The organism is Pseudoalteromonas sp. SR41-7, assembly GCF_014163935.1.
Taxonomy (GTDB): Bacteria; Pseudomonadota; Gammaproteobacteria; order Enterobacterales; family Alteromonadaceae; genus Pseudoalteromonas; species Pseudoalteromonas distincta.
Map to the genome: position 1 here is coordinate 77,730 of NZ_JACJEF010000001.1, position 12,451 is coordinate 90,180.

Annotated in this window: 15 protein-coding genes; 2 read left to right on the plus strand and 13 right to left on the minus strand. The window is 39.7% G+C overall.

Annotation, left to right across the window (positions count from 1 at the left end; translation table 11 throughout):
* Nucleotides 1–99: 99 nt before the first annotated feature.
* From H5092_RS00380 to ccmA, 10 genes are read right to left on the minus strand one after another with little or no spacing between them, the layout of a single operon-like run.
* Nucleotides 100–831 (minus strand): VacJ family lipoprotein, encoded by a 732-nt coding sequence (locus tag H5092_RS00380; RefSeq protein ID WP_182732705.1) that lies wholly within the window; start codon nt 829–831, stop codon nt 100–102.
* Between the two features lie 9 nt (nt 832–840).
* Nucleotides 841–2,094, minus strand: a complete 1,254-nt coding sequence (gene ccmI, locus H5092_RS00385) for a c-type cytochrome biogenesis protein CcmI (RefSeq protein WP_024595353.1) — start codon at nt 2,092–2,094, stop codon at nt 841–843.
* On the minus strand, nt 2,095–2,556 hold the full coding sequence (locus tag H5092_RS00390; RefSeq protein WP_002959280.1) for a cytochrome c-type biogenesis protein: 462 nt from the start codon (nt 2,554–2,556) through the stop codon (nt 2,095–2,097).
* The gene (locus H5092_RS00395) at nt 2,556–3,125 is read right to left on the minus strand and encodes a redoxin family protein (protein ID WP_182732706.1); all 570 of its coding nucleotides are present in this window, start codon (nt 3,123–3,125) and stop codon (nt 2,556–2,558) included. The genes H5092_RS00390 and H5092_RS00395 overlap by 1 nt, the downstream gene beginning before the upstream one ends.
* Complete coding sequence (locus H5092_RS00400; RefSeq protein WP_182672316.1) at nt 3,122–5,092, minus strand: heme lyase CcmF/NrfE family subunit; 1,971 nt, start codon at nt 5,090–5,092, stop codon at nt 3,122–3,124. Before H5092_RS00400 ends, H5092_RS00395 begins: the two co-directional genes overlap by 4 nt.
* Nucleotides 5,093–5,094: 2 nt before the next feature.
* Entirely contained in the window at nt 5,095–5,574 is a 480-nt protein-coding gene (gene ccmE, locus H5092_RS00405; protein WP_002959283.1) for a cytochrome c maturation protein CcmE, read from the minus strand.
* Entirely contained in the window at nt 5,571–5,774 is a 204-nt protein-coding gene (ccmD, locus tag H5092_RS00410; RefSeq protein WP_182732707.1) for a heme exporter protein CcmD, read from the minus strand. The genes ccmE and ccmD overlap by 4 nt, the downstream gene beginning before the upstream one ends.
* 2 nt (nt 5,775–5,776) lie before the next feature.
* Complete coding sequence (locus H5092_RS00415) at nt 5,777–6,514, minus strand: heme ABC transporter permease (RefSeq protein WP_002959285.1); 738 nt, start codon at nt 6,512–6,514, stop codon at nt 5,777–5,779.
* Complete coding sequence (gene ccmB / locus H5092_RS00420) at nt 6,514–7,200, minus strand: heme exporter protein CcmB (RefSeq protein ID WP_182732708.1); 687 nt, start codon at nt 7,198–7,200, stop codon at nt 6,514–6,516. The genes H5092_RS00415 and ccmB overlap by 1 nt, the downstream gene beginning before the upstream one ends.
* Nucleotides 7,200–7,820 carry a cytochrome c biogenesis heme-transporting ATPase CcmA gene (gene ccmA, locus H5092_RS00425; RefSeq protein WP_152609331.1) on the minus strand — a complete coding sequence of 207 codons (621 nt, stop codon included), beginning with the start codon at nt 7,818–7,820 and terminating at the stop codon, nt 7,200–7,202. Before ccmA ends, ccmB begins: the two co-directional genes overlap by 1 nt.
* A gap of 103 nt (nt 7,821–7,923) precedes the next feature.
* Between ccmA and H5092_RS00430 the strand changes: the two genes are divergently transcribed.
* Both H5092_RS00430 and H5092_RS00435 read left to right on the plus strand, forming a co-directional pair.
* Nucleotides 7,924–10,377 (plus strand): flagellar hook-length control protein FliK, encoded by a 2,454-nt coding sequence (locus tag H5092_RS00430; protein ID WP_182732709.1) that lies wholly within the window; start codon nt 7,924–7,926, stop codon nt 10,375–10,377.
* Between the two features lie 2 nt (nt 10,378–10,379).
* Nucleotides 10,380–10,688 (plus strand): EscU/YscU/HrcU family type III secretion system export apparatus switch protein, encoded by a 309-nt coding sequence (locus H5092_RS00435; RefSeq protein WP_138488715.1) that lies wholly within the window; start codon nt 10,380–10,382, stop codon nt 10,686–10,688.
* A gap of 29 nt (nt 10,689–10,717) precedes the next feature.
* Here H5092_RS00435 and H5092_RS00440 read toward each other — a convergent pair whose 3' ends face one another.
* From H5092_RS00440 to H5092_RS00450, 3 genes are read right to left on the minus strand one after another with little or no spacing between them, the layout of a single operon-like run.
* Complete coding sequence (locus H5092_RS00440; RefSeq protein WP_024595394.1) at nt 10,718–11,119, minus strand: DUF2802 domain-containing protein; 402 nt, start codon at nt 11,117–11,119, stop codon at nt 10,718–10,720.
* A gap of 17 nt (nt 11,120–11,136) precedes the next feature.
* A complete protein-coding gene (locus H5092_RS00445) occupies nt 11,137–11,634 on the minus strand; it encodes a chemotaxis protein CheW (protein ID WP_002959294.1) in 498 nt (165 codons plus the stop codon).
* Nucleotides 11,635–11,658: 24 nt separating this feature from the next.
* Nucleotides 11,659–12,450: a chemotaxis protein CheW gene (locus tag H5092_RS00450; protein WP_024595393.1), complete on the minus strand. Its 792-nt coding sequence runs from the start codon at nt 12,448–12,450 to the stop codon at nt 11,659–11,661.
* Between the last annotated feature and the right edge of the window lies 1 nt (nt 12,451).

The window sequence follows — 12,451 nt, forward strand, 5'->3', positions numbered from 1 at the left end:
GATATCTAAGTTTATTTTTCTCTAGCCAAAGTTCAGATTCTATATAAACAGTAAATAAAAACGCCAGCATTTAGCTGGCGTTTTTATTAGTGGCTTCAATTATAAACTTTCTAAAAAGTCTTCATCAAAATCAGCTGGCTCTTCTTTAACTGGTGGATTGCCATCGTACAGCTCATAAATTTGACGCTGGAAGTAAATATCTTTTACAAATAAGTACGGATCAAGTGAATCATTTAATAGCCCTTCTTGTGGGATTAATGATGCACGCGCCTCAACTGCTTTTAAAACAAATACTAAAATAGTTTGTGGAGTCGTTAGCGCAACTTCAGGTAATACAAAGTTGTCGACTACATCACCGGTCAGGTTACGTGCTGTTGTTGGCCCCATACCTGGTAGCATTAAATAGGCGCCATCACCTACGCCCCATACACCCAACGTTTGTCCAAAGTCTTCATCGACTATTTCAAGACCTAGTGAGCTTGCAACATCAAAGATACCAAACAGACCGACAGTAGAGTTAACTAAAAAGCGTGCTAAGCTCACGCTTGCATTACCCGGTTTACCTTGCAAACCCGCATTGATCATATCTACAGGTGCGGTGATATTACCTGTAAAATTAACAATACCGTTTCTTACCGGTACAGGCGTTACTTCAACATAACCTACAGCAACTGGGCGCAACAAATAAGCATCCAGTACATCCATATTAAAGTCATATAATGGACGATTAATACTTTGCAGCGGATCTCTTTCATCTACTTTGCTTTGAGGGACTTGAGCACAGCCGGCTAGTATCAATAAACATAAAAAAGTAAAACTGTGTTTTAACATCTAACGTCCTTAAGGTATTAATGTATCAATTTGAAGTTGGTAGTCACTTACACTTTCACGCTTTAACGCCTGTGAATGACCTTCTAGCTCACCAGAGCTTGGCATAACAGAGTCATCGATAGAAATACGCGCCGAAATAATAATATTTTCTGCACTAGATAGGTTAAGCCCTGCAACCATTGCACTACTATCACTCAACTCAACTGTAATTGGAAATGAATATTTAGTAAGCTTAACAGCAGCCAATGGCATAGGTGAGCCAGTTGCAGCTTTTGCAAATATAAACAAAATACCGTCTTTTGGCTGTTTATCAATAAGCTCTTTTGCAATGTCGACTGTAACTGCAATAGCACCCGTTGTAGTAGTAACTGGCATAACTGAGCCTTCACTTTGCATTTGTTGCTCAATATCAGCAATACGTTCGGAGATCATGTTATAACGTGAATCATTTTTTTCCATGCTCGCCAATAAAACTTCAAATGCAGTTTTAGCTTGCGGCCAATCTTTACGCTCATACGCTATCAGCGCTAGTAACGAAATAGCATCTAAATTAGTAGGCTCAACGTTTAGCACTTTTGAAAGCATACCTGCCGCGCGAGTCATATTAGCTTCGCTACCTTCAAGTAATAAAACCTGACTGTAACTAATAAGAACCTGCATATTATCAGGGTTCATACGTAGTGCTTTATCAAATGACTGCTGCGCCATGTCAAATTCATTAAGCGACATAGCCACTCGACCAAGTAGCATCCAAGCAACTTCATCATCGCCAGAGCGGCTAAGTTTAGTACGAAGCGCCAATGCAAAAGCCTGCAGCTCATTTTGACTAAGCGGCTCACCTTTTTGCATTACAGCACGCTCGCCATAATCAGCTAAATTATCCATTGCGTCATGCCAAGCCGAAATTTGCTGCTGACTGCCTGTAAAACTATAAAAAATCCCTGTAAGTGCAAGAACAAATGCACCGCCTGTTAAAGCAAAAATACGGTTATTACCTTTGCTGTTAAGTGATTTCTCTGGTGATAGCTCGTTCAATAAGCGACGTTTTAATTCAACAATTGATTCTGCGTGGTTTACGCTATCAATGCGTTGATTATCTAAATCAGTTTGCAAATCGACTAAACGCTGCTCATAAATACTAATTAATTCAGCATTGGCGTTATGAGTAATCGTTTGAACACGCTCTTTTTTTAAAAAAGGTATCATAACAAAGCTAAGAGCAACCAGTGTGAGTAAGGCAAAACACGCCCACATTAAAATCATTTAGCTTTGCTCCTGACGTTTATTTTGTTCAATTAGCTTCGCTAGCAGCATTTCATCGTCGCTGCTCCATGTTTGTTTTACTGATGCTTTTCGTTGGCGAATAACAATAAAGCCAAAGCCAACAATTACAATTAATACTGGTAGTACCCACAGCACTAAAGTCGCTGGTGTAACAGGTGGGTCGTAATGAACAAAATAGCCAAAGCGGTCAATCATATAATCAATCACTTCGTCTTTGCTTTTACCTTCTTTAACCAATACGAGCACTTTATCGCGCAAGTCTTTAGCAACAACAGCGTCGGAGTCCGCAATGTTTTGATTTTGACACTTAGGGCAACGTAGTTCTTTGGTTAGCTCTTCAAACAATATTGCTTGTTTGTTGTTATCAAATTGATAGCGATCTTGCTGTGCAAACGCCCCCATGCTTACAAAAAGGCTAAGCGTAAGTAGTAACCACTTCATTATTTAAGCTCCTGCATAATTGGCGCAAATTTAGCACGCCATACTCGCGGATTTATATCACCGGTGTGATGCAACAAAATAGTGCCTTTTTTATCGACTAAAAAAGTTTCTGGCGCACCCGATACGCCTAAATCCAACGACAAAGTACGGTGTAAATCTAAAATATTAAATTGGTAAGGGTCACCTGCACGTTGCAGCATATCAGTGACTTCGCTGCGAAGTGATTGCATATCAAACGGGCCATCAAAATCAGAGTCGTAACCTTGTACGTAATATAGTCCAATAATTTTAACGCCTTGCTCACGTAACTTAGTTAAATAACCAAGCTCGACTAAACATGTTGGGCACCACGTACCCCATACATTTAATAAGTAAACTTCACCTTTTAACGACTCGTTAGTCCACTGCTTATTGTCTTGCATTAAATCAGGTAAATTAAATGCTGGCATTTCTTGACCTAACCGCCCTGTTTGAATTTCACGAGGGTTGGCAAAAAGACCTTGGTATAAAAATACACACACAAAAGCAAACACTAAAAGCGGCGCAATAGCTAAAATTTTACGGTTCATAAAACACTCTCCGGAACATCTTTACGGGCTGTTTTAGCTGATGTACGGTAACGTTTATCAAACAAAATCATGAAACCTGCTAATGACATAAGCACACCACCAATCCATATCCAGCGTACAAATGGTTTATGATAAATGCGAAGTGACCATGCATCACCACTTAATTGCTCACCTAATGCTAAATATAAATCACGTTTAAAACCGGCATCTATTGCCGCCTCAGTCATAAACTGCATACCAATGTCATATTTACGTTTTTCGGCGTGTAAACGTGTTACTAGCTCATTATTTTTAAGCACAGATACAACGCCCGCATGACCGCTGTAGTTTGGCCCACGGATAGTTTTAACACCATCAAAGCGATATTCATACTCATTAAGCTGTGCTATTTCACCCGGTTTCATCGATACATCACGCTCTACTGAATAAGCCGAGGTAAGTGTTACGCCCGCAATAATAAATGCAATACCAATATGCCCAAGTACCATAGCCCAGTAACTTACAGTAAAGCGTTTTAAGCCTTCTTTTAAGCTCCCGTGCACAGCTGCTTTGGTGTAAATATCAATCCCTGTTGATATTGCAATCCAAACTGCCAGTGTTGTCGCTAATAACGTAAGTGGTTTTACTAAATCGTAACTTGAGAATAACCAAGCGCAGGTAATCACAACACTTGCTAATACGCCCATTAATATTTTGTTTTGCAAAAAAGCCCACTTGTTTTGCTTCCAACGTAAAAGTGGTCCGATACCCATCAAAATAGCAAACGGTACTAAAATTATTGCAAACATCTTATTAAAAAACGGTTCGCCAATAGAAATACTACCTAAGCCCATTTCTTTATGAACCATTGGCAACAATGTACCTAACATAACAATTAATGTAGCAACAACTAAAAATATATTATTGAGCCATAACGCCACTTCGCGCGATACCAGCTTGTATCGTCCTTCACTGTGAACTTGTGACACACGCATTGCATATAACGCCAAGCCACCACCGACAACGATGCCTAAAAAGGCGAGTATAAATAAGCCTCTATCGGGGTCTGTAGCAAACGCATGTACCGATACAATAATACCCGAGCGTACAATAAACGTACCTAGCAAACTTAAAGAGAATGCTGCAATTGCGAGTAATACGGTCCATGATTTAAATATACCGCGCTTTTCTGTCACACTTAATGAATGCAGTAATGCGGTTGCAACAAGCCAAGGCATAAGCGCTGCGTTTTCTACTGGATCCCAAAACCACCAGCCGCCCCAGCCTAGTTCTGAATACGCCCACCAGCTACCAATAGTAAGACCTAAACCTAAGAAACCCCACGCAGTCATCGTCCACGGGCGTGACCATTTAGCCCATGTGTTATCAAGTTTACCTGTTAACAATGCAGCTATAGCAAAAGAGAAAGCAACCGACAGCCCCACATAACCCATGTACAGTAATGGTGGATGAATAATCATACCTGGATCTTGAAGCAGCGGATTCAAGTCACGCCCTTCTACCGGAAAATAAGGAAGTAGGCGCTCAAACGGGCTTGAAAGCAGTAAGGTGTACATCATAAAACCTACACCTAAAAAGCCAAGTACACCCAGTACGCGAGCACGTAATACCCAAGGTAATGATTTAGAACGCGCTGCTACAGCAGCAGTCCAACCCGCTTGCATTACTAACCATAATAAAATAGCACCTTCATGACCGCCCCACGTAGAGGTGATTTTATAGTACCAAGGCAGCGTACTACTTGAATGATACGCTACGTAAGATACGGTAAAGTCGTCTGTTAAACTTGCATAAATAAGTGCAGCAAAAGAGATTAGTACAAAAGCAAACTGGCCTATTGCTAAAGATGGAGCCGCACGCATTAACCGAAGATTACCAGTATGCGCGCCCCAAAGAGGAAAAATACACAGTAAAACGCTTAGCACCATGGCAAGCGTTAAAGAAAAATAACCAATTTCTGGGATCATAGCTAATTACCACTATCTAAGTTGTATTTTGGTTTTTCGTGCTTAATACCTTTAACTGCCTCTGCAACTTCTGCTGGCATATATTCTTCGTCATGCTTTGCTAGCACTTCAAATGCTTCAATAACATTAGGCTCGACTAATACGCCCTGCGCTACAATGCCTTGCCCCTCACGAAACAAGTCTGGCAATATGCCTTGATAACGCACAGTCACTAATGGACCTGTATCTATTAGCTTAAAGCTTACTTGTAAGCTTTGTTCATTACGCTCAACCGTGCCTGGCACAACCATGCCGCCAATACGTAACTTTTGACCTATATGTGGTTTTTCTTTGTTAGGGCCTTTGCCATCAATTAATTCGCTTGGCGTATAAAAAAGATTAATATTTTCTTGCAGTGCATAAAGCACTAAACCAATTGACCCACCAATACCAAACAGTACGGCAATAATTACCAATAGTCGCTTTTTACGTCTTGGATTCATGAGATTTGTTCCTGCTTAGCTTTTTTAATTCGCGCTTCACGTATTATTTGTTGCTCCACTGAAGCCATAATACGTTTGGTGTCTCCCAAAGAGTTCACTAAAATACCGAGTAAAATAAGTGCGCATGTACCAAAAGAAAGCCAGACATAAAATCCATAACCTCCCATTGCAATAAAATCAGAAAAAGAGTCAAACTGCATAATTACCCCTTATTTAACAACGAGCGCACCCACGGTCGGTGCTTTTCTCGTTGCAAAATTTCATTTTTAAGACGAATTAAAGTCACTGTTCCAACAAAAGCAGCAAAGGCTAAAATATTAACCATAAGAGGCCAAAACATACTTGGATCTATTGCTTTTGTGTCTAGCTTTGTAATGCTTGCACCTTGGTGTAACGTATTCCACCACTCAACAGAGTAATGAATAATAGGTAAATTAATTACGCCAACAATTGCTAAAATAGAAGCCGCACGCCCTGCTGACTTCTTATCTTCAAATGCATGGTAAAGCGAAAGCACGCCAAGATATAAAAATAATAAAATAAGCTCAGACGTTAAACGTGCATCCCATACCCACCAAGCACCCCACATAGGTTTGCCCCAAGCAGCGCCAGTAATTAGCGCTATAGCAGTAATACATGCACCAACAGGCGCAATAGCAATAACAGCAAGCTCGGCATTTCGTAGCTGCCATACAAGTGCAACAATGGCGGCAATGGCCATTGAGGAGTAAGCACCCATAGATAAAATGGCAGAAGGCACATGAATAAAAATGATACGGTAGCTGTCTTTTTGTTGGTAATCGGCAGGTGCAAAACCAAGCCCCCATACCCATCCAACAATCATACTAACTACGGTAACTACGGCAAAATAAGGCAGTAACGTATTGCATAACTGGTATGCACGCTCTGCTTTAGCATAGGGATGTAACCACTTCCACATTAACTTACACTCACTTTTAAAGCTGACGATATGGCAATTGGTGCGCTAATAATAGCAATAAGTAACATTGCACCAAGGATGGCAAGCTGCCCACTATAATCCAGCGACATGGTGCTGGTATCGATAGCCGACGTTGCAAAAATCAAAACAGGAATATACAAAGGCAGTACGAGTAAACTCATCAAAATACCCCCTTTTTGTAATCCCACAGTAAGCCCAGCGCCTATTGCGCCAATAAAGCTCAATAATGGTGTGCCTAATAATAATGTTAAAACGGTTGCTGTTAACGCCGTACTTTCTAGGTTTAACAACAATGCAAATAGCGGGGTCATTAATACAAGCGGTAAACCTGTCACCACCCAATGAGCAACCACTTTAGCAAGTACGGTTAGCGATAATGGATAAGAGGATGCAATTAACTGCTCCAACGAGCCATCGTTAAAATCATCCCTAAACAACTTATCTAAACCCAACATGGTAGAGAGTAATGCGGCAACCCAAATAATACCTGGCGCCATTCTCGCAAGTAGACCGGGCTCAGGCCCTATTGCTAACGGAAATAATGAAATTACAATTAAGAAGAATAAAATAGGATTTACAATTTCGGCGCGCTGGCGAAACGCAAGTTTTACATCTTTGGTAAATACCGCACTAAATAGCAACCAATAAGAGTGTTGACGAGTCATTAGTGGCGATACTCCAGTGTAACCGTTTGTAAGTTACTAAAGTGGGTCGTTAAGTCTTGGTGGGTCGTTAATAAAATGGCACCACCGCTTTGTAAGTGTTCAGTAAATCGCTGCTGTAAAAAGGCGACACCGCTTTTATCAAGCGCGGTAAATGGCTCATCAAGTACCCATAATTTAGCATCACTTAACCAAAGCCTAACAAGCGCTACACGTCTTTGTTGTCCAGCAGATAGCATTCTAACGGGTACATCTTCAAGTCCAACAAGGCCAAGTTGCGCTAAAATAGGATATAAATCAGGCTCATTTATGTAGCCATTAATTTGTAACCAGTGGCGAACATTTTCAACTGCACTAAGCTGAGTACTTACACCTGTTTTATGCCCTATAAAAAGCAGCTCTCTGGCATACTCTTCATAGTACTTAGATATAGGTTGATCTTGGAACAGAACAGACCCTTCATCAGGCACAGAAAAGCCAGCAATAATACGCAGTAGCGATGTTTTACCAGCCCCATTAGGACCCGCTAATTGCATGATTTGACCGCTATTAAGGCTAAAATTAAGATCCGCAAACAAACAACGATCTTGCTTGATGCAGGTGACGGACTTAATGTGTAACAAGATGACGATTCTCTCTGCCAAAAATTAGGCGTTAGTCTACCATAATGATAGGGTAATACGAATATTGCTTTATAATCGATTAACAAAAACTTGATTTAAAATAATGAATACACCAACGCAAATAACATTATCTAACTCATTGGTTATCAATCAATCTGCTCACAGCCAGACCAATGAGTTACCACAGTTACCTAGTGAGGTACTTGCGGCTAAAAACATCCAATTTTCGAAAGACTCGATTACGCTTGATGTATTTATTGATAAGCATTGGCAAACATTAAGGCTTGGCACTACAAGCGCACCACAAAACCTGCAAAAAATAGTCAGTGCTAACATACAGATCAGCCCTGATGGTAAGCAGCTCAACATCTCGCCAAACAGTACAACCCTTACTTTAAATCAGCCAGTACAATTGCAGCGCTTGTTAAATTATGTAAGCACGGGCACTGAGGTACAAAGCCAACCAATGGATGTACAAGTTGCTGTATCCCCTTCTCCCAAGTTAGTTATTGATAAACTCAACGCAAGTATTGCCATAAATAAAGACGTAGCCCAGTTACTTACAACAGAACAGCCTTTAAAAGTAGTTGTTAGTACGACTAATAAAGGCGCACAGATTAATATTATTAACCGCTTTGCTGATACGGTTCACTCGCAACCACTTAGCCAAACTAAACTTACTAATTTACTCGCGGCCTTATTACCCAGTGCGCAGCTTCAAGTAACACCAAAACTGGCTATTTTAACTCATCCTCAAAAGTCAGGTTCATTTACAACACCTATTACTAATCAACAACTTGCCGAGCTACCTAATACACCTATTAAAGTGAATTTAGTAAACCAGGCAGATAAATTATTTATTAAAACCGATACAAACAATATAAAAGTAACGCTTAACAACTCATTCTCTAAACCATTTAACGAGTTACTTTTAGCGCAAAAAAGCAATGCACCTGAAGTAGCCGTTTCTGCGAGTAATATTAAAGTAAATCCATTATTGACCCTAAATAGTCCAATAAAATCGTGGCTACAAAATAGTTTTAGTGATTTAAAAACGCGAATTAATGATGCGGTTAAATATTTTGAAAATAAACCTTTTGCTACAATAAGTAAATCTGAGTTAACGCAGCTATCAACTTCGCCCGCGCAACAAAAAACGTCTTTAGCTATACAACTGAGTGAATCACCGCTAAATAGAGTTAACATTACTCAAAGTGTGAGTACTGCGTTAAATAACAATACGAGCAATATTTTGCCAGAGCACTTTTCAAGGCTCCCGCCGATTGTACAATTAACGCAACTAGTAAAAGGAAGTGTTAGTGTTTGGCAAACACCTGCAAACACAGCAACAACCTACACGCCAATAACAAATAATACTACCTCAGGTGAAGTGGCGAGCGCTAAGCTAAGTGATTTAAAAGCAAGCCAATTAAAACCCCTTATTACTAGTGAAAACAGTAAACCGAACGCCTTGGTTAACCCTACCAATGAAGTAGTCACTAAGGGACTTACCACCTCCTCAGCACAGCTTGCAATAAACGATAATAATCAAAACAACACAAGCACAGTGAACACTAAAAGCATTACCTTGTTAACTGAGCCGTTATCTAATGCGCCCTCTCGTAGTCAAATGCTACAACCAATAGAAGCAAAACTATTAAGTACATTATTAAAGCTTCCTGATGCCACAACCCCTACAGATAGGCTGGCTTACAATAAACAACTTTTAAGCAGTCAAATTACTGATATTACAGATAAGGCAATAAAAGACACCCCTGATTTAACTCGCTTAATTAATCAAGCATTTAACCGTATGGTTTCAAGTAATAACATAAACCCTGCAACCATACAGCGTGAGATACTTGCTACTTTACAGCCCACTCAACTAGCGGGTGATATGCTGCAAAGTAGTTTCACTAAAGGGCTTGAACAGGTGGCTGTGAGTATTTTAGCTGCGCCTCTCATTAACCAATCAGCAACGCCTATCAGTTTTAATAATCAAACTGGCTTAGATGCTCTCTTACAAGTACTTATACCTACTTTTAAAATGGGTAACACGGGAGCAAAAATGCTTGAACAGCTTCAACAAGCTCAAGTACAAGCTTTGGCCAGCGAAATCGTACACGTTAAAAACACACTTACCCAAGTAAGTGTCTCAACACCAAATCAACAGCCAGACACAAACCCGCTTGCACAATTTTTATTACCGATGAGATTACCTCCAGAAGCAGCCCAAACAGAAATAACACTTGGACAGTATAAAAAGCCAAGCGCCGGTAAATTAGAAGATAAAAATGTATGGTTTGTCAGATTAAACTTTGATTATGCCCAACTTGGGCAGCTACAAATTACTGCTGAGTTAATGGATAAAGCACTCGATTGCCAGCTATTAGCCTCGAGCCAAGAAGTAAGTGCAATTGCTCATCCTCACTTAGATAATTTAAGATCAAAACTAGCTAAACATGGCTTACAAGTTGGCGAGCTCAACTTAAAGAGAGGCGATGCCAACAATCAGGCATTCTATAAATCTCACGCAATTATTAATATTAAGGTTTAGCTATGAGTGAAACACCGATTAATAAATCAGCCATTGGGCTTTTGTACGAAGCTGGTAACACACCGACTGTAAGTGTTAAGGGATTTGGTGAATTAGCTGATGAAATAATAGCAGCGGCTAAACTAAAAGGAATTATGATCCACGAAGATGCAGCACTTGCTAAAACGTTGTCGCATTTAGAGTTAGGAGAAGAAATTCCTAAAGAGCTTTATTATGTTATTGCAGAGCTTATTGCGTTTTCGTATGTATTAAGAGGTCAATTTCCGCCAGGTTGGCAGGATTTTCAAGGTAAGTTAAATATTAAGGCTTGAGCCAATTTATCCGCACATAAAAAAAGGCGCTAAGCACCTTTTTGTTTATGTAATGAAAATAGTAATTCGGCTTCTGCTCGTGGTAGTTCGCACTCGCGTATTACTTCATCAAGGTCTGCACCTAACTCAACCATTTTTACAGCACGAGAGTAAATTTTAGCATCAGGGTCATCGTATTTTTGCGCCGCTTGCTGTTGCATTAAATCTTGGTTTTGTTGTTCGACTTCAAGCACTCGCTTACCAATACTTAAGAGCCCGGTTCTAATCTCCGAAATTTCACTGCGCAAAATATGAGTCTGCTCAGAGCTATCTTTAAGCTGCTGCGATACAGCATTAATTTCATTCGCGTGTTTATTTTTTAATGCAATAATTAACGCCAGCGATATAAGTCCTACCGCTAACGCTGATATAGCTATACTAAGTAACACCATAATTTATTTGGTAAAGCTTATATATCGCTTAACTCATCCCATTCGTCATCACTGAGTAACTTATTTAAATCAACCAAAATCAGTAATTCATTATCGCGGTTACAAACACCTTGAATAAACTTAGCGCTTTCTTCAGTACCAACATTTGGCGCACTGTCGATTTCAGAGCTGCGCAAGTAAACCACTTCCGATACGCTGTCGGCTAAAATACCAATAACTTGCTCTTCTGCTTCAATAATTAAGATGCGAGAGTTGTCAGTTGCATCAGCAGCTAGCAAACCAAAACGTGCACGAGTATCAATAACGGTAACAACGTTGCCGCGTAAGTTAATAATACCAATCACATATGAAGGTGCACCTGGTACAGGAGCTATCTCTGTATAACGAAGTATTTCTTGTACTTGCATTACATTTACGCCGTAGGTTTCTTCCTCTAGCTTAAACGTAACCCACTGTAAAATTTCATCGTTATTATCTGCGTTTTTATTTGCTGACAGTAATTTATCTTGATTCATGCTATTACCCCGTAATGGTCATTACTACTGACGGCTATCTAAGCCTTTCTCTAATAATATATTTAAATTATCTACGTCTATCAAAGCACACATTTTTTCTTTTATAACGCCAGCAAGCCATGGGCGCTTGCTTTTGTTTGTACGCCATTTTACATCTTCTTTACTCAATGTAATGTTATTTATCAACTTTTCAGCTAATAAACCCCACTGGCTATCACCTAGTGTAATCAAATATTGATAATCTAAAGACGCCTCTAATTTATCATCATATTTTTCTGGCATAACCCAACGCGCAGTATCAACAACATTAAGCTTTTCTTCTCTGTTGAGCATAACGCCTTTAAACCATTTCGGCTTACCAAACAAATGATTTACTTCACCTAATTGATGTATTCCACCAAGTGCTTTTAATGGCACAGCCAAGGTCAAGCCAGCAACTTCAAAAAACAATGCCTGAAATTCACCATCAAAATAGTCTGATTGGCTAGTAGTTACAATCTCCAGCTCTGGCTTTTCTATAGTAGTAATTGCAGGTGCTATTACTTCCTCGTCAACCACTTCATTAACTTTTTCAGTTTCAAACGCTGGCTCAGCTATTGGCTCAATTTCAACATTGAGCAAGTCATTATCAAATGTACTCTCTGCTGCTTTTAATTGTTCTTTAGGTTTTGAATGAATATGCTGTTGTGAATCATCTGGGATTTGCTCAAGTAATTTTGCAACTGGCTCAAGGTTATCTACAGGCTCATCTTCACATAACAAAGCCCCAAGGTATTGTTTCATTACTTTTTCATTAGCAAACAATTGCTTACTCATT